Here is a 24,450-nt window from a genome sequence, read left to right as displayed (position 1 = left end):
ACCGCGCGGTTCGCGGGCAACCGGGCGGGAACACGGGCGTGGTTTCATGGGCGCATGGCGAACCCGGTGATCCTCACCCTCGACGACGATCCGGCGGTCTCCCGCGCGGTCGCTCGGGACATCCGGCGCCGCTACGGCGATCGGTACCGGGTGGTTCGCGCCAGTTCCGGGCCGGAGGCACTGGAGGCGCTGCGCGAGGTCAAGCTGCGCGGCGAACAGGTGGCGCTGCTGCTGGCCGACTACCGGATGCCGGAGATGACCGGCATCGAGTTCCTGGAAGCCGCGATGGACCTGTTCCCCGCCGCACGGCGGGTGCTGCTGACCGCGTACGCGGACACCGGCGCGGCGATCGACGCGATCAACCTGGTCGACCTCGACCACTACCTGCTCAAGCCCTGGCATCCGCCGGAGGAGAAGCTCTACCCGGTCGTCGACTCGCTGCTGGAGGCGTGGTCGGCCAGCCCGGAGGCCGCAGCGACCGAGATCAGGGTGGTCGGCCACCGCTGGTCCGCCGAGTCCTTCGCGGTCCGCGACTTCCTCGCCCGCAACCTGGTCCCGTACCGGTGGCTGCTGACCGACGACCCCGAGGCCGGCCGGCTGCTCGCGGCGGCCGGGGCGACCACGGGCGATGTCCCGCTGGTGGTCACCGCCGACGGCAAGGCCCTGGTGGCACCCTCGGAGGCGGAACTGGCCGGGCTGGTGGGCCTGAACGTCACCCCCACCGCGGACTTCTACGACCTGGTGGTCGTCGGCGGTGGGCCGGCCGGGCTGGGAGCCGCCGTGTACGGGGCGTCGGAAGGGCTGCGTACCGTCCTGGTGGAGCGGCTGGCCACCGGCGGTCAGGCGGGGCAGAGCAGCCGGATCGAGAACTACCTCGGCTTTCCCGACGGAGTCTCCGGCGCGCAGCTCACCGACCGGGCCCGCCGGCAGGCGCTGAAGTTCGGCGCGGAGTTGCTCAGCACCAGGGAGGCCATCGGGCTGGAGGAGGCCGGCTCGGCGCGGCTGCTGCGGTTCAGCGACGGCCAGACGCTCGCCGCGCACTCGGTCGTGCTGGCGACCGGCGTGTCGTACCGGATGCTCGGCGCACCCGGCCTGGCCGACTTCACCGGCCGGGGCGTCTTCTACGGCTCGGCCGCCAGCGAGGCGCCGAGCTGCGTCGGCGAGGACGTCTACATCGTGGGCGGGGCGAACTCGGCGGGCCAGGCGGCGGTCTACTTCTCCCGCTATGCCGAGCGGGTGCATCTGCTGATCCGGGGCGCGGACCTGACCGCGTCGATGTCCCAGTACCTCATCGACCAGCTCGACCGCATCGAGCAGGTGACCGTCCACCCGTTCACGGAGGTGGCGCACGCCGCGGGCGACGGGCACCTGCAACGGCTGACGCTGCGGGACACCCGGACCGGCGAGCAGCGGGAGGTGGACACCTCCTGGCTGTTCGTCTTCATCGGGGCCGAGCCGCGGACCGGTTGGCTGGACGGCACCCTGCTCCGCGACGAGCAGGGCTTCGTGGTCACCGGACCGGACCTGGTCACCGGGGGGCGGCGACCGCCGGGCTGGTCGCTGCGGCGTGACCCGTACCACCTCGAGTCGAGCCTGCCGGGAGTCTTCGCCGCCGGTGACGTCCGCGCGGCGTCGGTGAAGCGGGTGGCCTCCGCCGTCGGCGAGGGCGCGATGGCCGTGTCGCTCGTGCACCGCTACCTGGAGGCGCAGTGACCACCGGGGACGGCGCTCCGCTGCGGCGGTTGACGCCCGAGGACATCCGGACCCTCTTCCTGTTCGAGTCGCTCGACGCCGGGCAGCTGGCTTGGCTGGCCGAACAGGGTCGGGTCGAGCGGCGGGAGGCCGGCGCCCTGGTCTACGCCGAGGGTGACCCGGCGGAATGCTTCTTCGTCCTGCTCGACGGCACGGTACGGCTGTGCCGCACGGTCCAGGGTGACCAGGTGGAGATCAACCGCACCGCGCAGCGCGGGGTGTACGGCGGTGCCACCCAGGCGTATCTGGGCGACGGCCGGCAGTACCGCAACAGCATGTGGGCGCTCACCGACGCCGAGTTCTTCGTGCTGCCGGCGGAGAAGTTCGCGCACGCGGTGCGTTCCTGGTTCCCGATGGCGATGCACCTGCTGGAGGGGATGTTCGTCGGCATGCGGGACACCCAGGCCCTGATCGGGGAGCGCGAGCGGCTGCTGGCCCTGGGCTCTCTGTCGGCGGGCCTGACCCACGAGCTGAACAATCCGGCGAGCGCGGCGGTACGGGCCACCTCCAGCCTGCGGGAGCGGATCGCCGGGATGCGCCACAAGCTCGCCATGATCGCCGATGGCCGGATCGACGGTCGGCGGCTGCACGCCCTGGTGGGCCTCCAGGAGGAGGCGGTGGAGCGGGTGGCGAAGGCGCCCACGCTGTCGCCGATGGCGACCAGCGACGCCGAGGACGAGCTGACCGACTGGCTGGACGACCGGGGCCTGACCGGCGGCTGGGAGCTGGCCCCGACGCTGGTCAACGGCGGGTTGGACGTCGACTGGCTGGAGCGGGTCCGGGCGGCGGTGGGCGCGGAGGAGCTGGAGCCGGCGGTGCGCTGGCTGACCTACACGGTGGAGACCGAGCTGCTGATGCGGGAGATCGCCGACGCGGCGATCCGGATCTCCACCCTGGTCGGTGCGGCCAAGCAGTACTCCCAACTCGACCGGGCGCCCTACCAGGTGGTGGACGTCCATGAGCTGCTCGACGCCACGCTGGTGATGTTCAAGGCGAAGATCGCCGGGGTCCGGCTGGTCCGGGAGTACGACCGGAGTCTGCCCTCGATCCCGGCGTACGCCGCCGAGCTGAACCAGGTGTGGAGCAACCTGATCGACAACGCGCTCGGCGCGATGGGCGGCGTGGGGGTGCTGACCGTGCGCACCCTCGGCGAGCACGACCAGTTGATCGTCGAGATCGCGGACACCGGCGCGGGCATTCCGGAGGAGATCCGCCCCCGCATCTTCGAACCGTTCTTCACCACCAAGCCGGTCGGCGAGGGCACCGGCCTGGGCCTGGACATCTCCTACCGGATCGTGGTCAACAAGCACCACGGCGACATCCGGGTGACGAGCGTGCCCGGAAGCACCGTGTTCCGGGTGCTGCTGCCGATCAGCCCCGAGGCACCGCCAGCCGGCTGACGTGGTTTGCGCCATGTCGGGGCTTCCGGATTCCCGAAAGCCCCGACATGCCGCCTGTGTGGACCGCTACCGGGTCAGAGGCGAGCGCACTGGCCCGCGGCCGGGCCCTTCACCGTGTTCGGCCGGCCCTCGTTCACCGGCGCAGGGGTGTTGCCCGAGCAGGCCAGCGGGCCACTGATGGTGTTGGCGGCGACGATCACCGGCTGGCTGCCGGAGTTGCCGGTCACGCTCACCGGGCCGCTGACGGTGACCGTGTCGACCCGTACCCCACCGAGGTTGGCCACGAGCGACAGCGGTCCGTTGATCTTGCCCTTGCTGATCTTCAGGTCACCGGTGGTGCCCGCCACCGTGACCGGGCCGGACACCGTGGCGCCCGACAGCTCGAACAGCGCCGGCCGGGTGGCCGACACCGGTCCGCTGATGGTGCCGCCGGTGACCCGCAGGGAGGCCCCCGCGCCGACCGAGACCGGTCCGGCGATCGTGGCGTTCTCCACGCAGGTCAGACCGGTGGTGACGATCAGCGGCTTGGTGTACTTGCCGGTGATCGTCGTGGTGCAGACCGGCCCGCCCGGCCCACCCTGGCCGACGGACGACCGCGGCTCGGTGTCCGCGGTGACCGGCGAGTTCGCCGCGAAGTAGCTGACCAGCATGGTGAGGTCGTTGTCACCGGTGGTCGCCGGGTTGGTGCCCCCGCCGAGGGTGGTGAAGTTGTCGCCACCGGCGGCGAGGAACGAGTTCACCGTCACCCGGTAGCTGCCCGCCGGGTCGATCGGCGTGCCGTTCAGCGTGATCGAGGTGATCCGCGAGCCCTGGGCGGCCTCCGGGTCGTACGTGTAGCTGAAGCCCTCCGAGACGCCCAGCCAGAGCACCGGGCGGGACGCGCCGGCCGGCTGCCACTGCTCCTCCAGCACCTGCTTGATCTCGGCGCCGGTGTAGGTCTTGGTGACCACGTCGTTGGCGAACGGCTGGACGGCGAAGGCGTCGGCGTAGGTCACCGTGCCGTCGGTCCCGTACAGCAGGTCGGCCCGCAGACCGCCCGGGTTCATGAACGCGATCTGCGCCCCGCCCCGGCCGGCGTCGGAGGTGCCGGCGAGCTGCACGTCGGCGATGAAGTTGCCCAGCGCCGACTCCTTGCCCCGGTCCTCGTTGCCGTCGGTGTAGGCCCGCCGGATGTCGGCGGTGATCTCACCGAGCTTCTGCTGGCCCAGTTCCTCGGCCCGGACCCTGGCCGCGGCCACGATCTCGGCCACCGCCGGGTCCTCCGGCGCGCCGACCACGTCGACCAGCGAGGCGTCGGCCGAGGTGACCGCACCCGACTCCGGGTCGAAGGTCAGCGTGACCTTGCCCAGGCGCTTGCCGTAGTCCTCGGCCTGGACGACCGGACGCAGCTTGTCGGTCCCGGGAACCGGGACCTCGAAGGCGTACGGCTGGTGGGTGTGACCGCTGAAGATCGCGTCGATGGTCGCGTCGGCCCGGGTGAACCGGCCGAAGACCGGGTCGTTCGCCAGCGCCTCGGCGGAGTTGATGTTCTCCGTCGCGGCGCCCTCGTGCGCGAGCAGCACCACCACGTCGGCCTCGCCGTTGTCGGGGTTGCCGTCCTTGAGCTGACCGGCGACGAGGTTGGCCTCGGCGACCGGGTCGCGGAAGGTCAGGCCGACGATGCCGTCCGGGCTGACCAGCGACGCGGTCTGCTCGGTGACCACGCCCACGAAGCCGACCCGGACCCCGCCGATGGTGTCCACCGAGTACGCGGGCAGCGCCCGGGTGTCGCCCCGGTACACGTTGGCGCCGAGCAGCGGGAAGTCGGCCCGCTCGGTCACCCGGCCGGTCAGGTCCGCCATGCCCTTGTCGAACTCGTGGTTGCCCACCGCCGAGACGAGCAGGCCGGCCTGGTTCAACACGTCGATCGTCGGGTTGTCGTCGTCGATCGCCGAGATGAAGGTGGAGGCGCCGATGTTGTCACCGGCCGACACGAACGCGGTGTTCGGGTTCTCCGCCCGCAGCTGGTTCACCAGCCCGGCGATCTGGGCGGCACCGCCGACCGGCTGCCCGTCCACGGTGGCCGGGGACTCCAGCCGGCCGTGGAAGTCGTTGATGCTCAGCAGTTGCAGGTCCACCGGGCCGGTGCCGGCGCCGGTGTCGATGCCGACGACCAGCGGGTTGTGGTCGCTGGCCCGGTACGGGTCCGGCGCGAAGAAGGCGGCCAGGCCGTCGTACTGGAAGGCGTACGACTCGACGGCGTTGATCTCCCACACGTCGACCCCGGTCACCCGGGCCGCCAGCGACGGCGACGCGAGGGCGTGGTCGAGCGAGCCGGACTCGCCGTTGAAGACGTAGCTCGTCCGGCCGGTGTCGTTCAGGTTGCGGTACTGCTCGTCGTAGAAGACCTGCATCGGGTCCTCGTGGGTGTACGCGTTGAAGTCACCCAGCAGCAGCACGTCCGACGTGTCACTGTCGGCCTTGACCTGGTCGACGAAGGCGGCCAGCGCCCGCGCCTGCCGGACCCGGTCGCCGTTCCAGCCGCCCTGGCCGTCCCCGGCGTCGGCGTTGTCGCCGGTGCCGGCGCCGCTCTTGGACTTGAAGTGGTTGGCGACCACGATGAAGTCGACCGGGCCGGCGCTGAACGCCTGGGCGATCGGCTCGCGGGCGTTGAACCAGACCGTCTCGTCGTTCACCGAGCGCGACGGGCCCTTCGGCTGCGCCTTCGCCGGCTTGAAGATGATCGCCGTGGTGATGAAGTCCTGCTCGGCCGCGCCGGGCAGCTCGGCCGGGGTGCGGACGTAGTCCCAGGTGCCCGCGCCGTCCTTGTCGTTCAGGGCGGCGACCAGGCGCTTGAGCGCCTGCTGCGGGTCCTCGGCGGTGAACCGTACCGAGTTCTCGATCTCCTCAAGCGCGACCACGTCGGCGCCCAGCGCGCTGATCGCCGAAACGATCTTCGCCTCCTGCTTCGCCAGCGCGGCCTCGTCGGCGGCGCCGCGGGCGTCGCCACCGAAGTGCACGAAGTAGTTCAGCACGTTGAAGCTGGCTACCCGCAGGTCGCCACCGACGTCGACCGGTGCGGCGGTACGCGGGTTGGTGATCTTGAAGGTGGTCCGGGCGGCCGGCGGGGTGTCCGCGTCGACCGGCAGGGTCGGCTGTAGGCGCCACTCGTTGAAGCCGTACGAGAGCACCGACGATCCGAACGCCTCCACCGAGTCGCCGACCCGCAGCGGGTTGGCGGGCGAGACGTACGGCGGCAGCAGCCCGGCGGTGGCCAGGTTGGTGGTCCTGCCGTCGTCGATCAGCAGCCGGCGCAGCTTGTTCTCGGCCGCCAGCGCCAGGGCGATGTCCGAGCCGGGACGGGCGACGTCGGTCGGGGTGCGGGCCGGCTCGTCACCGGCGGTGAGCACCACCTCGCCGTACCGGTTGGTGTTGTAGACCTCGGAGACGGTGTACGGGCCGACCGGCGCCACCAGCATCGACTCGACCGACTCGCGGGCGGCGTCGCCCAGCGGCAGTTCGACCGGGACCGGTGCGGGCAGCGGCGCGCCCTGCTCGCAGACCTGGACGTCGGCCCGGGCGGCGATGGTGAGCTGGGTGAGGCCGTTGAACTCGCTGGCCGTCCCGCTGACCCGGACCCGGTCGCCGATCGCGACCGACGGGTGGTTGGCGGTGTTGGTGGTGAGGTAGACGAAGATGCCGTCCGAGGCGGTACCGGCGGCGACGGGGCGCTCCCCACCGCTGCCCGCCGTCTGCACGTACACCCCGTTGTAGCCACCGGTGCGGTGGTCGGCGGTGACGATGCCCTCGACGGTGACCCGGGTGCCCGCCAGCGGCGTGTCGGCGCCGGTGCCCTGGACCTCGGCGATGCTGTGGTCGACGGTGACGGTGCAGCCGGTCGGGTCAGGATCCGGGTCAGGGTCCGGGTCCGGTGCGCCGTTGCGCACGCCGAAGGTGTGCGGGGCCGGCGCCCGCCAACTGCCGTCGATCTTCTGCAGCGAGTGGCCCGCCGGGGTCGAGGCGGTCTCCTGGACACCGATGTCGACGCCGGTCAGGCCGTTCGCCGGCCCACCGGTCGCGGTGAAGGTTCCCTCGTAGGTGAGGAACTCGGCGACCTCTCCGCCGGGCGCGACGAGCGCGACGCCGTCGGGCGACCCGTTCTGGATGCCGTCCGTCGGGTACGACTCGACGACCACGCCGGCGTCCGGAACCACACCGCCCAGCGTCCTGGTGCTGTACGCCGCACCGTTGGCGCCGTTGTAGAGGACGACCTGCCAGCCGGTCAGGTCGTACCCGGCCGGCGCCTCGACCTCGATCGCCTCGCCGGTGTCGGTGCCGACGTTGTCGTAGTGGATCTCACTGATGAACGGCGTCGTGGTCGCCGGCGCGGCGACGGCGGCGGTACCACCGGACAGGATGAGCGCGGTGGCGGTGACCAGTACGCCCGGGATTGTGAATGGTCGTGTGCTTCTTGTTCGCTGCATGTGCGCGGCCTCCGAGGGAGTAGACCGTCGGAGGATAAGCGGCATCGGTGTCCGGGCGGGAGCCACCGGGTGTACCAAAGCGCAAAGACCGTGGCGCGCGGCGGCTCAGCCGCCCCGGGAGACCGAGCCGATCAGCTGACGTTCGGTGCCGGTCATGCTGAGCATCACCCACTGCACCCTGCCCTTGGTGATCAGGCCGACCATCTCCGGGTGCAGTTGGGTGAACCAGCTCTGCACGCTGACCAGACCGAGGGCGCTCGCGGCCGTGGCGGCCTCGGTGTCGGTGAGCCGCTGGAGCACCACGATGTCGCTGCGTACCAGGATCTCGACGTCCCAGCCGGCCAGATCGTCGCGGACCACGAGGGTGGCTCGCCAGGGTGCGCTGAGATTGGTGTCCGGCCCGGTCACCGGGCCGGTGTCGATCACCACCAGCTGCGGTTCGGTGGGCGTGGCCGGCACCGGGGGAGGGACACCGGGCGGGAGGAACGAGGCGATCTCCCGGCCGATGACGCAGCGCCGCAGGAACGCGTCCCATTCCTGTTCCCGGGCGGTCTGGATGAACAGCCGGGCGCCGAGTGCCAGCGACCGGAAGGCGAGCAGCTCGGCCGCGCGTACCCCGCCGGTCAGCATCAGCCGGGTCGGCTCGGCCCGGAACACCCGCAGCCCCACCGGCTCCTGCTGCCGGTTGCGGCCGACCACCAGCCCGCCGCCACCGGCGACCAGGCGCAGACCGGCGACGGTGGCCCCGTCGGCGACGTGCAGCCCCATCCGGCTGCCGGGGAAGGCGACGCTGTTCACCGCAAGAAGCCTCCGAACGGGAGGGTGGCGGCCACGCCGTGAGCGTGCTCGCCGTCGAGTCGTTGCAGGCGACCGCCGTGACCGCGGATCGCCTCGTCGAGCGCCCGCTCGGCGGTGGCGAGCGCGGTGGCATCGGCTCCGATGAGCCGGAACGCCACCTCCACCACGGCGTCGTCCGCGCCCGGGTGCCCGTCCTCCCGGGCGACCGAGAGGGACACCACGGCGGCCGCGGCGGGCAGTGCACGCAGCAACGGGTCCAGCTCCCAGGCCCGGCCCGGCCAGTCGAGCAGCCGGTGGCAGCTCTGCGGGGTGCCCTGGACCGTCCAGTTTCGCCAGTTCTCCCGGGCGAGCGGCCGGTCCCCGCCGCCCACCGGCCCGCCGGTGAGGTGGGTCAGGTGGGCGACGGCGGCCAGCACCTCGTCCCGGTTGAGCAGGCGGGCGGTCGCCCGGTCCTGGCGTAGCTGGCGGCGGGTCCGCCGGATCGCCGCGGTGAGCGCCGGGCGCAGCTCGCGGTCGGCGTGGAAATCGGGGGTACGCGGCGCCTGGAGCACCACCCACGCCTGCCGACTGGCCGGCACGACCCCGCCGGTCAACTCGCGGTACGCCCGGTCCACCGCCGCCGCGCGGACCCGGGGCGCCGGGGTCACCTGGATCAGCACCTGCACCGTCACGGCCGGCGTCTTCGGATCGGCCGCCGGCAGCAGCGCGACCGGCGACGGCAGGGCCTGCGGCGCACCCATGAGCAGCGCACCCTCGGTCGGGTCGACCTCCAGCACGGCACTGAGCCCACCCCGGTGGGTCAGCAGCACGGCCGGTTGGTCGTCGATCTCGACCTGATCCAGCTCGACGCTGCTCTCCACGTGGGTGAGCAACTGCCACGCGCCGTCGGGCCCGGTGGCGGCCAGGTGCCGGCGCCGCCCCCGGTAGACCCACCAGACCGCGATCCACTGGTGGAGCCAGCGGCCCCGGTGCCGCAGCACCGTGGGGGCGAGCAGCAACACCACGGCGGCGGCCACGGCGACGGTCAGCGCCATGCCGTGCCGGGTGGCGGCCAGCACCGCCGCCACCCCGGCCTGCCAGGCCACCAGCTGACCGATGTGGATTCCGGCGATCCGGGGCTGCCGCCGGTGCGGGCGTACGACCGGGATCGTCTCGGCGGTCTCGGCCGCGACCTCGGCGGCCGGCCGCGGCGCCGGAACGGTTCCGGCCCGCGCCACGGAACGGGCCTGCACCACCGGCCGCGCGGCCTGTGCCGCGGCGGCGGTCTGGCTGGTGTACGCGGTACCGACGGCGGCCCGGCCCTGCCCGCGCTGGGCCGCCCAGCTGTGGCCCGGTCCGGTGCCGCCGAGCGTCGGTGCCGGCGCGGCAACCTGCTGCGGCGGTGCCGTCCGCTGCTGTGGCGGCGGGCTCGCCGCACCCGGGTGGTGCTGCCAACCCGGCTCGCCCGGCTGGGCCGCACCCGGATGAGTCACCGCACGTCCCTCCCTGACCGGCGCGGCATCGTCAACGCCCGATCGCCGCGCGCACGTCGGCGACGGCCACCGTGCGCAGGTCGTCGAGGCTGGGGCGCTGGCCGGACTGTCGCAACCGCTGCGCCTGCGCCTTGCGGACGCCCTCGAACAGCTTGCGGGCCTCGCGGGCGTTGCCGAAGTTCTGATCCCGCTCGATGGTGCCGAAGTGCTCCCGGAGCACCTCGGACACGCCGTCGGCGAGGAGGTACTCGTCGCCACCGGCCATCCGCTCCACGATGACGACCAACTGCTCCGGTGAGTAGTTGCCGAACTCCACGGTCTTGGCGAAGCGGGAGGCCAGACCGGGGTTGGCGTCGAGGAACTGCACCATCTCACCGGTGTAGCCGGCGGCGATCACCGCGATCTCGTCGCGGTGGTCCTCCATCAGCTTGACCAGCGTGTCGATGGCCTCCTGCCCGAAGTCGCCGCCGGTGCCGGACGAGCGGGACAGGGTGTACGCCTCGTCGATGAAGAGCACGCCACCGCGCGCGAGGTCGAAGGCCGCGGCGGTCTTCTCGGCGGTGTGGCCGATGTACTGGCCGACCAGGTCCCGCCGGGAGACCTCGCGGAACGGGCCGCCGGGCAGGGCGCCCAACGCCGCCAGCAGTTCGCCGTAGATGCGGGCCACGGTCGTCTTACCCGTACCGGGCGCACCCGCGAAGATCAGGTGGTGGCTGACCGCGCCGACGGGCAGCCCGGCGCTGCGCCGCCACTCGTTGACCTGGATCTCGTCGATGAGGGCGCGCACCTCCCCCTTCACCGACTCCAGCCCGACCATCGCGTCCAGGTCGGCCAGCAGCTTCTCCACCCGGGCGGTGTCCTGTGGGGTGGCGGCGCGGGCGGCATCGGCGCCGAAGGCGGCCTTCGTCCTGGTCGTGCCCTCGACGATGGTCGGGGTGGCTCCCTCGGCGACCTCGATGGCCGGCTGGGCGGTGTTCTCCGTGATGCACTCCTCGACGGTGCCGTGGCAGCCACGGGCGAAGGAGACCGCCGGGCCACGGGTGTCGCGGATCCGGCAGCGACGCAGGACCGGCGCGCTCTGGTGCACCACGGCGATCCCCGCGTGGCCGGTCTGCGAGATGTCGCAGGCCTCGATCGTGGGCCGACCGTACTGGTAGACGTAGATGCCACGGTTGCCGCAGCGGGTCACCGTGCTCGTGCGGATCGTCGGGGCGGCGCCGATCCGGATGATGATGCCGTCCTCGCTGAGGTCGGTGAACTCGCATCCCTCGACGCTGCCGTCGGAATCCTCCACCACCAGGCCGTAGCGCCCGCCGTTCACCCGGCAGCGGGCCAGCGTGAACTCGGAGCGGCGGGCAACCTGGATCGCCGCGCCGAAGCCGGCGCTCAGCTCGCACCCGGTCATCGTGAGCTTCGCCCCGTCGGCCACCACGACCGGTGCGTCGCCCGCCTTGAGGACCAGGTCGCGCAGCTCCAGCCGGCCGGAGTTGCAGGACACCGTCGGGTACGCCCCGGAGGAGGCGTCGATGGTCACCGTGCCCGGGCCCTGCGCGGCGACCACCGTGACGCCACGGTCGTTGACGAACAGTGCCTCGTGGTAGGTGCCGGGGCTGACCGAGACGATGGTGTCGTCGCTGGCCACCGCCAGTGCGTCCCCGATGGACGGGTAGGCACCGGGCTGGTCCGGGGAGACGAGAAGGGTGCGCGTCATGGCTCCGGCTCTGGATGGCGAAGAGAGGGCTGAACCGACGATATCCCAGCCGCACCACCGGATGTGAGCCCCGCACTGCGCTGACGTTACGGCTGCGGCTGCGGTTGTGGTGGCTGCGGGACGAGGACCTCGGTGCCCGACCAGTCGATGTACTCGTCCGCTAAGGCCCGGTCGGGTTCGCCCTCCTCGTCGAGGGTGCCGTACGAGGCGTAGAAGCGGCCGAAGCCGTATCCGCCGTTGGCGATGGTGGCCAGCGCCCACGGCCGCAGCGCGGCGGGCAGCCGCTCCGGATGCAGACGGTCCACGGTGACCCGGACGGCGCCGAGCAGGTCGTACGACTGGTCGGGGGTGCCGGCGTCGAGCACCCGGCACAGCGAGAACGCGTGCGGAACTTCGTCCTGTTGATACACCCACCGACCCGCGTACTCCATCGTTGCCTCCTCAGTGCCTGGACGTGTCGATTGATTCTTCGAGGATGCAGCCCATGAAGCTTGATATCAAGCGTGTCGCCACTAATACTTGTTGTTGCGGATTCTTTGAGTGAAGGAGAAGACATGGCCAATCGACCCGCCGGCCCGTCCTCGCCGGTCGTACAGGCGTGGGAGCTGGGATTGAGGCTGCGTCAGCGCCGAGAAGAGGTCGGTTTCACGGCAGCGGCGGCCGGTCGGGCGATCGGCATCATCCAGGCGTACGTATCCGGTGTGGAGGCGGGCCGGGTCAAGCTGCCCGCCCGCAGGCTGGCCCAGATTGTGGAGGCGTACGAGTTGGAGCCGGAGGAGGCGGCCGAGTTGGAGGAGCTACGGGCCGGTGCGGCCCGGCGCGGCTGGTGGCACGAATACGCGCAGCTCTTCCCGTCGGAGTTCCTCCGCTTCCTCGGCTACGAGGCCGGCGCCGAGCAGATTCGCAGCTTTCATCCGGAGGCGATCCATGGCCTGTTACAGACCGAGGAGTACGCCCGCGCGGTGATCCGGGGCGGCACCACCACGATCCGGCTCACCGAGGTGGACCGGCGGGTGGCGGTTCGGATGGCGCGGCAGTCCCGGCTTGACGGCGCGCATCCGCTGCGGATCAGCGCCGTGCTCAGCGAGGGCGCGTTGCGTCAGCAGGTCGGTGGCCCGAAGGTGATGCGAGCCCAACTCGATCACCTCGTTCGTCTGGCCACCGAACGGCCGGACCAGTTTGAGCTCCGTGTACTGCCGTTCACCGTCGGAGCGCATCCCGCCTTCGGCGGTCCGTTTCAGGTGCTGTCGTTCCCGTCGCCCCGGTTGCCGGATCTGGTCTGGCAGGAGATCCTGACCTCCATCGATATCATCGACCAGTCGATGCGGGTCACCGACTATGTGGTCACCTTCGCCGAGACCAGGGAACTGGCGTTAAGCTCGGATGGGTCGCTCGACCTGATCAGCCGGATCGCCAAGGAGATGTCGTGACTGCGCAGCCGCTCGTCATCGACCGTGACTGGTTCACGTCGTCCCGCAGCTCCGACAACGCCAACTGCGTCGAGGTGCGGTTCGTCGGTGGCGCGGTGGGCGTGCGCGACTCGAAGGACCGTAGCGGCCCCGCCCTGGCCTTCGCCGCCACCCCCTGGACCACCTTCCTCCACACTTTGAAGCAGCCCTGCACAGATCTTGGTACGGAACGGCCCTCATAGGGGCACTGACGTACCAAGATCTCCGAAGGGCCCCGGGACAGGGCGATCGCTGGCCCTGATCCGGCGGATCACCGAGGAGATGACGTGAACACCCCGCGCCGCATGTCCGATCGTGACTGGTTCACGTCGTCCCGCAGTTCCGACAACGCCGCGTGCGTCGAGGTGCGGTGCGCTGGCGGTGCGGTGGGCGTGCGCGACTCAAAGGATCGCAGCGGCCCCGCCCTGGCCTTCGCCGCCACCCCCTGGACCACCTTCCTCCACACTTTGAAAGCCAACCCGGCCACCCCACTCTGACCCCACCACCCCGTGCGCTCGTCGATCATGCAGTTGTGGTCGTTGTTTTGTGGCTTTGGCGACCTTTTGTGAACCGCCACAACTGCATGATCGGCGCGATGTAAAGCATCGGGTCAGCGGGTCGATTGGCTAGGCTCGGCGGGCGAGCGAGGGCGGGATCCTTTGTTGACGCGGGGGAGGGCGGATGGCGGAAATGCGGATGCTGCCGCTGGCGGCGGGTGCGCTGCTGGTGGAGGGGACCGTCCACACCCACACCTCGGTACGCGGCGACGTGGCGCCCGATCTGCACCCGGTGGTCCGGCGCTTCCTGCACGGGCTCCCCGTCGAGCAGCGCGAACGCTACGCCGGATGGTGCGCCGAGGCGGTGCTGATCTCCGACCGGTTGTACGCCGCCGAGGCCGGCGGTCCGCCGCTCGATCCCGCCCGGGCCCGCGCGCTGCTGTGGGGCGCCAAGGTCCGGGTGACCAGGGTGCGGGAGGAGGGCGACCCGCGCCACGGCGAGGTCCAGCCGCCCTGCCGCTCGTGTACCGCCCTGCTCGACTGGTTCGGCATGGAGGCGCTGGCATGACCGACCGCTTCCCACCCCTGGTGGCGCAGACGCTCGCCGCCGCCGGTTGGTCGTCCGGCCGTCGCGACGAGGGCCAGGCCCGCGAGTGGGGCCTGCGGATCGCTGCCACCGCCGCGCCGGACGGCCGGCAGCACGTCGTGACGGCCGCCGCGATCGAGGCGTACGCCGAGTTCGGCGGGCTGCGGGTCCGTCCGCAGGGGGAGGGCGAACAGGTCGCGCCGAGCGCATTCCATCTCGACCCGTTCCTGGTGCGTCACTCGGTGGAGACGCTCGCCGAGCTGGCCGAGGCGACCGGCGCGCCGTTGAGCCCGCTGGGCGAGGAGGAGGGCGGCACCGGGATCCTCGCCGTCGACGCGGAGGGTCGGGTGTTCGTGCTGGACCACACCGGGGACTGGTTCCTCGGGGCGACTCTCGACGAGGCCCTCACCACGCTGGTGCTCGGCCGGCAACCGCAGCGGGTGCGTGGGGACGGCACCTGGTGACCGGCTGGCAGCCGACCACCGCCACGGAACGCGCGCTGCTGGCCGCCGCCGAGGCCGACGACCGGGAGGGTTTCCTCACCGAACTCGTCACCGGGCAGCTGCTGCTGCCGGTGTCGGCCGGGGCGGCGGCCGGACGGGAGCCGGTGGCCTGGCCGACGGGCCACCACGATGGGGTCACCCACGTGGTGGCGTACACCTCGCCGGCGGCGATCGCGGCCGCTCTGCCCGGCCAGTCGGTCAGCTACCGGGTGTCGGGGCTGGTCGATCTCGCCGTCGACTGGCCGGACGACGGGTGGATGTTGGCGATCGACGCCGGGCTACCGATCGCCGTCCGGCTCACCGCCGACGAACTCCGTACGCTCGCCGCACCGACCCTGGAGGCCGAGCGGCCGCTGCGCGAGGCGATCCTGCGGCAGGACCCGAACGCCCTGATGTCCGTGCTGCTCCGGGCCGAGCTGGTGGTGCCGCTGCGCCCGGACGGTCCGGCAACACGCGACGTGTCCGATCCGGAGTTCCCGTGGTGGTCACTCCCCGACGAGCAGGGGCGGGTCAGCCTGCCGGTGTTCACCTCCGAGGCCCGGCTGCGCCAGGCGCTCGGCGATCACGATCTGGTGGTGGTCAGCAGCCTTCAGCTCACCGACCACTGGCCGGACATCTCCTGGCAGCTGCTGCTCAACCCGGAGACGCCGCTCGCGGCGGCGCTGCCCGGCGAGGCGCTGCTGACGCTGCGCGACTGGCTCGGTGAGCTGCGGCAGGTGGTCACCGAGGCGGCCGAGCAGGAGCAGCGTCGCCGCACGACGGCCGCGTACGCCGATCCGTCGACGGTGGGCGTGCCGGTGCCCCGGTCGGCACCGGAGCCCGTTGACGACGAGGGACGCGATCCCGACGTACCGCTGCGGCTGCAAATGGTCATCCCGCACCGCTACCTGCCGTCCTACCTGGACGACGGCTACGACCGGGCGGCCGGGCTGGTGCACGCCTGGCACGGCCCGGGTCGGGACACCCCGATCCGGCTCTACCGGCGTCTGGGCCTGCTCGGTGCGGGATCGCCGTTCGAGGAGTCGGACGAGTGGGTGGCCGTGCTGCGCTGGCCGCCCGGCGAGACCACGCCCGACGAGTGGGGCCAGGGTCAACCCCGGATGGAGTCGCTGGTCGTACCGGACGCAACCGAGCTGCACTGCCTGCACGCCGACGGCCGCGACGAGCTGCTGGCCCGCTTCGACGCGACCGCCCGCCGCTGGTCACCGCCCTGACTTGGGCGTCGTATCGGCCCCGCCCGGCTGCCGTGAGCGCTTACGGCCGGCGAACCAGGCGCGGGCCGGCGGAGTCTTGAGCAGGGCGAGCGACACGCCGGCCAGCGCGCCCACGACCAGCGGGGTGACCATCGTCGGGTGGTAGCTCAGCTTGCCCTGCACCAGCAGCGTGACGATGACGACGACGAAGAGCCCGAAGGTGAGGCCCGCCGGCGCGGTCAGTCCCTCGGCGGTGTCACCCAGCCAGGCCATGAGCATGCCCAGCGAGGCGAGCAGCACCACCAGCAGGGCGAGCGCCAGCACAGCCGCGCCTATACCCACCACCAGGATCCGGCCGAGCCCGTCCCCCTCGGTCCGCAGCATCGCCAGGAAAAAGGCGATGCCGCCGATCAGCCAGATGACGACCGACGGCAATATCAGGAGGATCGCGAGAGTGACCACGATCGGCCGGCGAGCCGGTGGGACCGGCGCAGCGGCCGGTGAGCCGGGGGGTGGGGACAGATTGGGCGACTGGTAGGGGGTCTGGGAGGGTCCGGGCGGCGGAGACGGAAACGCCCCGCCTGGCGTGGTCGACATGGCTGCCTTCCTCAGGTCGGACCGGCTCGGTCAGTCGGGCGGCCGGCGCCAGGCCGCGTCGTCGGTTGCGCCCGCCGGCTGCCCCGGGCTCGTGGCGGCGGCCGGGCCACCCTGCGGCGGTACGTCGGGTCCGGGAGCTGCCTCGACGGTGGCCGGCGGGTCGTCGTCGGCGAGCCGCGCCGCGCGGCGACGGGCACGCAGCAGCATGACGGTGGCCACGGTCCCTCCCACGAGAAGGACGAACACCGCGATGATCACGGCCCACACGAAGATCAGGATGCCGTCCTCGCGCTCGCGCGGGTTGGCCTGCCATGGTTCGAGTTCGGAGGTGCTCGGCCGGGCGCTGGGGCGGGTGCCGCGGCCGTCCGGCTCGCCGGTCAGCGCCTCCCGCAGGTCGAGCGCGCCCCACCCGTAGTAGAGGTCGTGGCCGGGTTCGCCCTCGTCCCGGGTGGTTTCCAGCAGGCGCTGGAACATCTCGTATCCGTTCAGATCCGGATACTTCGCCTTGATCAGAGCCAGCGCACCGGAGACGATCGCGGCGCTACCGCTGCTGCCCAGCGCGGTCACGTACCTGCCGCCGGGCGCCGCCCGGACGAGGTCCTCCCCCGGGGCGGCGATGTCGACCTCCTCGGCCGGCAAGGCGGCGTCCTTGCTGATGGCGCCCTTGCGGTCGGTGCCGTTGACCGCGACCGCGGCCTGGTGCCGGGCGGGATTGCTGATGATCATGTCGTCGCGGTTACCCACGGCGGCGACCACGATCACGTTTCGCTGATAGGCCCGATCCACCGCCCGGTTCAGCTCCTCGTTGAAGCTGCTGCCCAGCGACACGTTGACGATGTCCGCGCCGTTGTCGACCGCCCAGTTGATGCCGGCGGCGACCGCCGTCGGCTGGATCAGCGGGCTCCGTTCGCTCTTGACGGTCACCGGCAGGATCTTCGCCTTCGGCGCGATCCCGAGCGCTCCATTGCGATTGCCGGGCCCGTGCCCGTGCGCGGCGATCAGGGACGCCATGCCGGTGCCGTGCCCCTCCCGGTCGACCCGGCCCAAGGCGTCGTCGTCGTAGAGGTCGACGCCCGGCAGGACGTTGTTCTTGAGGTCCTGATGCGACGCGTCCACCCCGGTGTCGATCACCGCCACCACCACACCCTCCCCCTGGGTGATCTTGTGCATCTCGGCCAACTCCAGGGCCTTGATGTGCCACGAGTCGTCCCGGGTGGAGTCCGCCAGGGCGGGTGTGCTGGGAAGGGCCAGGGCGGCCAGGACACTGGCGGTGGTGAGCACCAGGGCGGCCGCCGGTCGGGTCAGGACACGCATGCCCGCTTACCTTCCTGTTGTAGGTCGTCGCGCGACGGCCGGGAATGGACGGTCACCGCATGGTACGGGCCAGCCACCCAAGGTTGGATGATCGGCCCGCGCCTGGTCAGCCTCGGCCGAGTGCCCGACCCTGCTCGCGGGGCCGGTGCTCGGCCGGTGCCTCGACCACACCGACGGCGGAGGACTCGGTCGCCCACAGCTCGTCGTCGCCGTCGCCGTACGCCCAGGTCTCCTGCTCCCCGTCCCGGGGGGCGCCCTTGCGCGGGCCCGGTGGGACCGGCCCACCGCGCCGGCCGCCGAGCGATGGTGCCGGGCCCGTGGTCGGTGCCGGCCGTCCGCCGCCGGTACGACCGCTCAGGTCGGGTCGCCCGCCGCTGGCGGGCGCCGCCGGGCCTGCGGCGCGGCCGGTAGCCGGCGTTCCCGGCCTGCCGATGGCCGTGGACGGCGGCTGGCTCGGACGACCGGTCGACGGTGTGCGCTTGCCGCCGAGGCTCGGCGGCGGGGTGCTGGGACGCCCGGGCGCGGTGCCGCGCTGCCCCGCCCCGGCCGTCGACCCCGGCAGGCGCGGGCTCGACGGAGGCGGGGTGGCCGAGGCCGGTGGCCGGACTCCGGTGCCCGGACGAGCCGGCCCGGCCCCGGGCGGCCGACCGGTGCCGGTGTTACCCGGCAGGGTCGGACGGTTCGGAGCGGGGCCGCGCTTACCGCCGCCCGGCGCGCCGGACCCGCCGCCGGGAGCGCCGGCACCGGGAAGCGTGGGGCGGTTCGGCGCCGGACCTCGGCTGCCCGGGGGAGGGGGTCCGCCGGCGCCCGGCAGGGTGGTTCGCGGGGTGGGCGGCCGGGCCCCGGAGTTCGGCGAGGTCAGACCGGGGTTGCCCGGGCGCGGCCCGGTCACCGGCGGCACGGTCGGGCCCGGCACCGCGGTCGGGTTCGGCGTGGTGGTGATCGGCGGCGGGGCCGGTGCGGGCGCGGGAGGCGCGGTGGGTGCGACGCCACCCGCGAGGCCGACGCCCTCCGGCACGCCCGGGGGCGGTGCGGTGGTGGGGTCGGTCGGCCGGTCACCCAGCTCCGGTCGGGTCGGCATGGCCGGACGGCCCGGCTGGGTGCCGTTCACCGTTGGGGCGCCCGGCGGGGCCCCCGGACCGCCCGGTCGGCCGCCCGCGGGAACCGGCCCGTCGGTGATCGCCGCGTCCGTCGGGCCCTTGAACTTGCCACCGCGGGAGATGTTCGAGATGTAGACGTCGATGTAGAGGTCGGCCAGCGGCTTGGTGATGTTCTTGGCGCGCTGGTGGAACTCCCGCTGGACCTCTTCGTACGTCTTGTGCCTGTCGCCGAAGATGTCGCCGAAGGTGACCTCTGCCTTGTCCTTCTCGTAGACCTCCTGCTGGTGCTCCTGCTCGGCCTTGTACTGCAGCCAGAGCTCCCGCATGTCGCGCTGGGCGTTCGAGATCTTGCTGGCGAGCTGCTCCAGACCGGTGGCGTTGTTGCTGGCCACCTCCTTCCACTCGTCCAGCGAGTGGAGCGTCGCGCCGACCCGGGACATGAAGACGCGGGCAGCGGGCGAGGTCCACTTCGCATCCAGCGAGTCGGCGTGCCGCTTGAGGTTCTCCCGGGTGACCTGGAGGAGGCTGGCCGCGCGCCGCCACGTCTCGGCGAGCGCCGTGGTCCGCTCGTCGCTCTCCTTGCGGACGTACTCCCACATCTGCTCGATGGTGACGTCGTCCCACTTCGTCGGCTCGTACGGCGTGGACCCGGCGGCCCGCTCGGCCGCGTAGTCGTCGGAGATGCCGGCATACATGTAGTAGCTCGGCGGCTTCCAGCCGTAGTAGGCGTCGGTCATCCCCGCTCCTCAGGTCCCGTGTCCCTGCCGCCCGTCACCGCAGATTCGACTGGTCCAGCTGGAGGTCCTCGCCGTGCATCCGTTCGCCGTCACCGGAGATCACGTAGGCGCCCGAACCCTCACCCACGACCTCGGTCCTGGCCCACTCGGGGGTCTCCTCTCGCTGGTCCCCGGTCGGGCAGGAGTCCATGCCCTCGTACGGCGACATGGGTGTGGGGTTGACGGCTTCCTCGGGCAGGTTGGCCGTCGGGTCTCCGTCACCCTGCTGCCACTGACCGCTGAGGGTGTCCTGGCCGTCGACCGCGTAGAACGCGTTGAAGACGTCCGTGTTGGTGGCCTCGGAGAGCGCGTCGCCGGTGAGGTACTCGGCGGAGATGGACACGGCGGCCACGCTCAGCGCGGTGAGACCCTTCATCACGTCGCCCATCAGGTGAGACACCGCCATCCGGCTGTCGTCGTGCCGGCCACGGAAGAAGGCGGCCTCCTTGAGCCCGCCGCCGCCGAACGGCGCCTGCACGGTGAGCATCGGGCGGACGCCGTTCTCGAAGCTGGGCTGGAAGTTGGTCTCCAGCTCCTTCTGGATGGCCTGCGCGAAGTCCTTCAGCTGGTTGATGTCGACGTCGATCTGTTCGTCGACGAGCCACTCGTCGGCCACAATCCCTCCCCCGTCCGCTCACACGGTGCTGGCGCGGACTGTGCCCAACTCCGACAATCTGAGGGCCGCAACCGCGCTCGGTAAGTCCACTCTGGCCGACGGTAGCCCGATCGGGCAACCCCGTACCGCACCTATGAGCGTGGCGGAAGGTGCACCAACTGCACCAGCCGGGTGCCGCCGCGCCGGGACACCAGCCAGCCCCGGCCCGGCGGCAGCGGCCCGGGCCGGACGGTACCGAGCAGTACCCCCTCGTCCCGGTTGCCGGACATCACGATGCCCGGCGTGCTGATCTCGCGCAGCCGCATGAGCACCGGTTCGTAGAGCGCCCGACTCGCGCCGCCGGTACGCCGGGCGATGACCAGGTGCAGGCCGATGTCCCGCGCCTGGGGCAGGAATTCCAGCAGTGGGGTCAGCGGGTTGCTGCCGGCCCCGGCGACCAGGTCGTAGTCGTCGACCAGCACGTAGAGGTCCGGGCCCTTCCACCAGTCGCGCGCCCGCAACCGCTCCGCGGTGATGTCGGGCGGGGGCAGTCGGTCCCGCATGACGCCGGCCACCTCGGTCACGATGCCCTCGGTGACCTGCGCCGTCGAGCCGTACCCGATCAGGTGCGGCGTGTCGATGTCACCGAGCAGGCTCCGCCGGTAGTCGACGAGGACCAGCCGGGCCTCGGTCAGCTCATGACGGTCGACGATGGTCTGGGCCAGCGCGCGCAGGAAGGTGCTCTTACCCGACTCGCCGTCGCCGAACAGGATGAAGTGCGGGTCGGCGGCGAAGTCCAGGTGCACCGGCTGGAGGTCCACCTCGGCGATGCCGATCGGTACGCCGGGGCGCCCGGTGCTCGGCAGGCTGCCGTACGGGACCACCGGCGGCAGCAGCCGGATCGGCGGGGCGCCGGGGCCCTGCCAGGCGGCGGCCAGGTCGGTGACCAGCTTCCGCGCCCCCTCGGGCAGGCTCTCCGCCTCCTGCGCGCCGTCGGCCCGGGGCAGCGCCGCCAGGAACTGCTGCCCGTCCGGCGTGATGCCACGACCCGGCGACTTCTCCGGCACGTTCATCGCCGCCCGTCGGTCCAGGTTGGAGTCACCGGCGTCGGCCAGTCGCAACTCCAGCCGGGTGCCGAAGACATCCCGGACGGCCGGACGCAGGTCCATCCAGCGGCTGGCGGTGACGACCAGGTGGATGCCGAAGGAGAGCCCCCGGTTGGCGATGTCGTTGATGGTGGGTTCGAGATCCTCGAACTCCGCCCGCAGTGTCGCCCACCCGTCGATGATCAGGAAGACGTCGCCGAACGGGTCGTCGTCGTGCTGGCCGTGCCGCCGGGCGCGACGGTACTCGGCCATCGAGTCGACGCCACGCTCGGCGAACCGCCGCTCCCGCTCGCCCATCAGCAGTTGCAGCTCGGCGACGGTACGCCGGACCAGGCCGGCGTCGAGGCGGGTGGCCACCGAGCCGACGTGCGGCAGGTCGCGCAGCGAGGAGAGCGCACTGCTGCCCAGGTCGAGGCAGTACACCTGGGCTTCCCGTGGCGTGTGGGTCAGCGCCAGCGAGGTGACCGCCGTCCGCAGCAGGGTGCTCTTGCCGCTCTGCGGACCGCCGACGATCACCGCGTGCCCGGCCGCGCCGCCCAGGTCGAACCAGAGCACGTCGCGGCGCTGTTCGAAGGGCTTGTCGACGATGCCGACCGCCACCTGCAACTCGCCGAGCAGGCCGGCGTGCGCCACGGTCACCCCCCGGGCGGGATCGGCGGTCATCGGGGGCAGCAACTGGTCCAGGGTCGGCGGCTCGGCCAGCGGCGGCAGCCACACCTGGTGCGCCGGCTTGCCGCGACCGGCGAGCCGACCGACCAGGATGTCCAGCACGCTCTCCCCGACCCCGTCGGCGGGCTCGGGCGCCTCCTCCTGCTTCGGCGCGCGGGTCACCGGCGGGGCGACGTAGGCGGTGGTGTACTCGCGTACCCGGTCCTCGCCGTCGCCGGCCGCGACCGCCGCCGCGGTCTTGCTCCGATAGGTGCCGGAGACGTACGCGGCCTTGAAGCGGACCAGCGGCTCGGTACCGAACCGCAGGTAACCGTGCCCCGGCGAGCGGGGCAGTTCGTACGCGTCCGTGGCACCGAGCACCACCCGGGACTCCATCGCGGAGAAGGTCCGCAGACCGACCCGGTACGACAGGTGGGTGTCGAGCCCGCGCAGCCGCCCCTCCTCCAGCCGCTGGCTCGCCAGCAGCAGGTGCACGCCGAGCGACCGGCCGACCCGCCCGATCTGCACGAACATGTCGATGAAGTCGGGCTTGGCGGTGAGCAGCTCGGAGAACTCGTCGCAGATGATGAGCAGGCTCGGCAGCGGCGACAGCGGGGCACCCGCCGCCCGGGCCTTCTCGTAGTCGCGCTGCGAGGCGTAGTTGCCCGCCGCGCGCAGCAGCTCCTGCCGGCGTACCAGCTCGCCGTTGATGGAGTCGGTCATCCGGTCCACCAGCGGCAGCTCGTCGGCCAGGTTGGTGATGACCGCGCTGGTGTGCGGCAAACCGTCCAGCCGGGTGAAGGTGGCCCCACCCTTGAAGTCGACCAGGACGAAGTTGAGGCTCTCCGACGAGTGCGTGGCCGCCAGCGCCAGCACCAGGGTGCGCAACAGCTCCGACTTGCCGGAACCGGTGGCGCCGATGAGCAGCCCGTGCGGGCCCATGCCGTCCTGCGCCGACTCCTTCAGATCCAGCTCCACCGGTCCGCCGTCAGCGCCCACCCCGATCGGCACCCGCAGCTTGTCGCGGTTGGGGCGCGGCTGCCACGCCCGGTCGACGTCGAACTCGTACGGGTCGCCGATGTCGAGCAACTCGGCCAGGCCCAGCTCGGTGCTGAGCGGGGTGTCGCCGCTGCCCCGGGAGGCGGCCGACAGGCGCAGCGGGGCCAGCTGCATGGCCAGCGTCTCGAGCTCCACCACCCGGCAGGCGTCGGCCCGGCCGATCTCCGCCGGCCCGTCCACGGTGACGCTGTGCAACTGGTGGTCCGCCGTCACCTCCAGCACCAGCCTCGCCCGGTCGAGTACGCGCGGCGCCGGGGTGGACAGGTCGAGCAGGGTGACGCCCTCCACGCCGCCCTCGGTCATCAGGTGATCCGAACCGGCGGTGTCGCCGCCGTCGATGACCACCAGCACGTGCGGCCCGCCGACCTGCGGCGCCCCACCGCTGGCGTTGAACCGGGGCCGGCTGGCCAGCACGTCGTCGAGCATCGCCTCCAGGCCGGTCACGGAGGGCGCCACCAGGCGCAGCTGACCGAGCGCGTCGGTCCGCGACGGGTGCAGGGCATGCGGCAGCCACTTCGTCCACTCCCACTCGGCCCGCCGGTCCGGCGCCACGCAGATCGCGACGAGCATGTCGTCGGGGGCGTGGAACGCGGTGGCCTGGGCGAGCACCGCCCGGACCATGCTCCGGGCGGCGCCGAGGTCGCCGCGCAGGTGCACCCGGGCGAACCCGTTCAGCGCCATGGTCACCGGCAGATCCGGCACCTCGCCGTAGGTGGTGAGGAACCGGCGCAGCGCCAGCGCGCACATCGGCTCCAGCTTCTCCAGCGAGGTCGCGGGCGGCGGCACCAGCGGGGTGGCCAGCTCCTGCGGCCCCAGACCGATGCGGACGGTGGCGAAGTCCACGTCGCCACGCCGACGCTCCCACAGCCGTGGCCCCAGCGGCAGCGACCAGAGGATGTCCGGATCCGGGTGCCGGTAGAAGGCGGCCTCCCGCTGCCTGCGGATCGTCTTGAGGACGCGGCGTCGCTGGCGCGACAGGTGGGTCATGTACTCGCGGCGCTTCTGCAGCATCTCCTGCTTGCCCGGACCACCGGAGTTGCTGGTCAGCTGGGCACCGAGCATGCCGATCGCGGAGAGCCCGAACAGGCCGCCGGTCACGTAGGCGAAGGTGCCACCACCCCGACCCGCGAACATCAGCGCCATCGCGAAGGAGCCGGCGAGCATCGGCAGCATCATCAGCATCTGCCCCCAGCTCTTGCCGCTGGGGGCGGGCACCTCGGGCGGCGCCTCCAGCAGCACCTCGCCGGAGGGATACTCCGGCTCCGGCTGCCGGGCGGGTCGCTTGACGACCACCGTGCTCACGTGGCGGACCTCCGTCGCCTCTGCTGGGTCTGGTGCGCCGCGGTGAACCGCCCCCGCGTCACGGGCACATGGTAGGTAGCCTTTGCCCGTCAGGACAGCCGCGGGCCTGCCGGCCCGCTCCTCGTACCGA

The 24,450-nt window shown here is 72.2% G+C and carries 18 protein-coding genes; 8 read left to right on the top strand and 10 right to left on the bottom strand.

The window, feature by feature from the left end; genetic code table 11:
* Positions 1-54: 54 nt before the first annotated feature.
* Together O7615_RS11575 and O7615_RS11570 are read left to right on the top strand one after the other, a co-directional pair.
* The gene (locus O7615_RS11575) at positions 55-1,713 is read left to right on the top strand and encodes an FAD-dependent oxidoreductase (RefSeq protein WP_278177449.1); all 1,659 of its coding nucleotides are present in this window, start codon (positions 55-57) and stop codon (positions 1,711-1,713) included.
* A complete protein-coding gene (locus O7615_RS11570; RefSeq protein ID WP_278177448.1) occupies positions 1,710-3,152 on the top strand; it encodes an ATP-binding protein in 1,443 nt (480 codons plus the stop codon). The genes O7615_RS11575 and O7615_RS11570 overlap by 4 nt, the downstream gene beginning before the upstream one ends.
* Positions 3,153-3,226: 74 nt before the next feature.
* Here O7615_RS11570 and O7615_RS11565 read toward each other — a convergent pair whose 3' ends face one another.
* The 5 genes from O7615_RS11565 to O7615_RS11545 form a co-directional block, all read right to left on the bottom strand.
* A complete protein-coding gene (locus O7615_RS11565) occupies positions 3,227-7,615 on the bottom strand; it encodes an ExeM/NucH family extracellular endonuclease (protein ID WP_278177447.1) in 4,389 nt (1,462 codons plus the stop codon).
* Between the two features lie 105 nt (positions 7,616-7,720).
* On the bottom strand, positions 7,721-8,413 hold the full coding sequence (locus O7615_RS11560; protein ID WP_278177446.1) for a hypothetical protein: 693 nt from the start codon (positions 8,411-8,413) through the stop codon (positions 7,721-7,723).
* Positions 8,410-9,885 (bottom strand): type VII secretion protein EccE, encoded by a 1,476-nt coding sequence (gene eccE, locus O7615_RS11555; RefSeq protein ID WP_278177445.1) that lies wholly within the window; start codon positions 9,883-9,885, stop codon positions 8,410-8,412. Before eccE ends, O7615_RS11560 begins: the two co-directional genes overlap by 4 nt.
* Positions 9,886-9,916: 31 nt before the next feature.
* Positions 9,917-11,596: a right-handed parallel beta-helix repeat-containing protein gene (locus O7615_RS11550; protein ID WP_278177444.1), complete on the bottom strand. Its 1,680-nt coding sequence runs from the start codon at positions 11,594-11,596 to the stop codon at positions 9,917-9,919.
* Positions 11,597-11,682: 86 nt separating this feature from the next.
* Positions 11,683-12,027, bottom strand: a complete 345-nt coding sequence (locus O7615_RS11545) for a hypothetical protein (protein WP_278177443.1) — start codon at positions 12,025-12,027, stop codon at positions 11,683-11,685.
* 123 nt (positions 12,028-12,150) lie between these two features.
* Here O7615_RS11545 and O7615_RS11540 point away from each other — a divergent pair, with 123 nt between their 5' ends.
* The 6 genes from O7615_RS11540 (at position 12,151) to O7615_RS11515 (ending at position 15,844) form a co-directional block, all read left to right on the top strand.
* Positions 12,151-13,026: a DUF5753 domain-containing protein gene (locus O7615_RS11540; protein ID WP_278177442.1), complete on the top strand. Its 876-nt coding sequence runs from the start codon at positions 12,151-12,153 to the stop codon at positions 13,024-13,026.
* Positions 13,023-13,247, top strand: a complete 225-nt coding sequence (locus tag O7615_RS11535; protein WP_278177441.1) for a DUF397 domain-containing protein — start codon at positions 13,023-13,025, stop codon at positions 13,245-13,247. The genes O7615_RS11540 and O7615_RS11535 overlap by 4 nt, the downstream gene beginning before the upstream one ends.
* Before the next feature lie 102 nt (positions 13,248-13,349).
* Positions 13,350-13,541, top strand: coding sequence for a DUF397 domain-containing protein (locus O7615_RS11530; protein WP_278182068.1), 192 nt, complete (start codon positions 13,350-13,352; stop codon positions 13,539-13,541).
* Positions 13,542-13,725: 184 nt separating this feature from the next.
* Positions 13,726-14,109: a YwqJ-related putative deaminase gene (locus O7615_RS11525; RefSeq protein WP_278177440.1), complete on the top strand. Its 384-nt coding sequence runs from the start codon at positions 13,726-13,728 to the stop codon at positions 14,107-14,109.
* Entirely contained in the window at positions 14,106-14,591 is a 486-nt protein-coding gene (locus O7615_RS11520; protein ID WP_278177439.1) for an SUKH-3 domain-containing protein, read from the top strand. Before O7615_RS11525 ends, O7615_RS11520 begins: the two co-directional genes overlap by 4 nt.
* A complete protein-coding gene (locus tag O7615_RS11515) occupies positions 14,585-15,844 on the top strand; it encodes an SseB family protein (protein WP_347405124.1) in 1,260 nt (419 codons plus the stop codon). The genes O7615_RS11520 and O7615_RS11515 overlap by 7 nt, the downstream gene beginning before the upstream one ends.
* On the opposite strand, the gene O7615_RS11510 is transcribed toward O7615_RS11515, so the two are convergent.
* The 5 genes from O7615_RS11510 to eccCa all read right to left on the bottom strand — a co-directional run bounded on the left by O7615_RS11510 (position 15,833) and on the right by eccCa (position 24,320).
* Positions 15,833-16,258 (bottom strand): hypothetical protein, encoded by a 426-nt coding sequence (locus O7615_RS11510; protein ID WP_278177437.1) that lies wholly within the window; start codon positions 16,256-16,258, stop codon positions 15,833-15,835. The two genes, O7615_RS11515 and O7615_RS11510, sit on opposite strands and share 12 nt — an antisense overlap.
* Before the next feature lie 192 nt (positions 16,259-16,450).
* A complete protein-coding gene (gene mycP, locus O7615_RS11505; protein WP_278177436.1) occupies positions 16,451-17,734 on the bottom strand; it encodes a type VII secretion-associated serine protease mycosin in 1,284 nt (427 codons plus the stop codon).
* Positions 17,735-17,840: 106 nt separating this feature from the next.
* Positions 17,841-19,571, bottom strand: coding sequence for a hypothetical protein (locus tag O7615_RS11500; RefSeq protein WP_278177435.1), 1,731 nt, complete (start codon positions 19,569-19,571; stop codon positions 17,841-17,843).
* 34 nt (positions 19,572-19,605) lie between these two features.
* Positions 19,606-20,226, bottom strand: coding sequence for a hypothetical protein (locus O7615_RS11495; protein ID WP_278177434.1), 621 nt, complete (start codon positions 20,224-20,226; stop codon positions 19,606-19,608).
* A 131-nt stretch (positions 20,227-20,357) separates the two neighbouring features.
* The gene (gene eccCa / locus O7615_RS11490; RefSeq protein ID WP_278177433.1) at positions 20,358-24,320 is read right to left on the bottom strand and encodes a type VII secretion protein EccCa; all 3,963 of its coding nucleotides are present in this window, start codon (positions 24,318-24,320) and stop codon (positions 20,358-20,360) included.
* Between the last annotated feature and the right edge of the window lie 130 nt (positions 24,321-24,450).

Source organism: Micromonospora sp. WMMD1082 (assembly GCF_029626175.1).
Classification (GTDB): Bacteria; Actinomycetota; Actinomycetes; order Mycobacteriales; family Micromonosporaceae; genus Micromonospora.
Note: the sequence above shows the minus strand (reverse complement) of the source record. Positions and strands in the feature narration are given on the sequence as shown.

What these genes read in the sequence shown, in the direction of transcription:
- O7615_RS11575 (WP_278177449.1), top strand. Translation starts at nt 55, where the DNA reads ATGGCGAACCCGGTGATCCTCACCCTCGACGACGATCCGGCGGTCTCC.
- O7615_RS11565 (WP_278177447.1), bottom strand. Translation starts at nt 7,615, where the DNA reads ATGCAGCGAACAAGAAGCACACGACCATTCACAATCCCGGGCGTACTG.
- O7615_RS11550 (WP_278177444.1), bottom strand. Translation starts at nt 11,596, where the DNA reads ATGACGCGCACCCTTCTCGTCTCCCCGGACCAGCCCGGTGCCTACCCG.
- O7615_RS11545 (WP_278177443.1), bottom strand. Translation starts at nt 12,027, where the DNA reads ATGGAGTACGCGGGTCGGTGGGTGTATCAACAGGACGAAGTTCCGCAC.
- O7615_RS11540 (WP_278177442.1), top strand. Translation starts at nt 12,151, where the DNA reads ATGGCCAATCGACCCGCCGGCCCGTCCTCGCCGGTCGTACAGGCGTGG.
- O7615_RS11530 (WP_278182068.1), top strand. Translation starts at nt 13,350, where the DNA reads ATGTCCGATCGTGACTGGTTCACGTCGTCCCGCAGTTCCGACAACGCC.
- O7615_RS11525 (WP_278177440.1), top strand. Translation starts at nt 13,726, where the DNA reads ATGGCGGAAATGCGGATGCTGCCGCTGGCGGCGGGTGCGCTGCTGGTG.
- O7615_RS11520 (WP_278177439.1), top strand. Translation starts at nt 14,106, where the DNA reads ATGACCGACCGCTTCCCACCCCTGGTGGCGCAGACGCTCGCCGCCGCC.
- mycP (WP_278177436.1), bottom strand. Translation starts at nt 17,734, where the DNA reads ATGCGTGTCCTGACCCGACCGGCGGCCGCCCTGGTGCTCACCACCGCC.
- O7615_RS11500 (WP_278177435.1), bottom strand. Translation starts at nt 19,571, where the DNA reads ATGACCGACGCCTACTACGGCTGGAAGCCGCCGAGCTACTACATGTAT.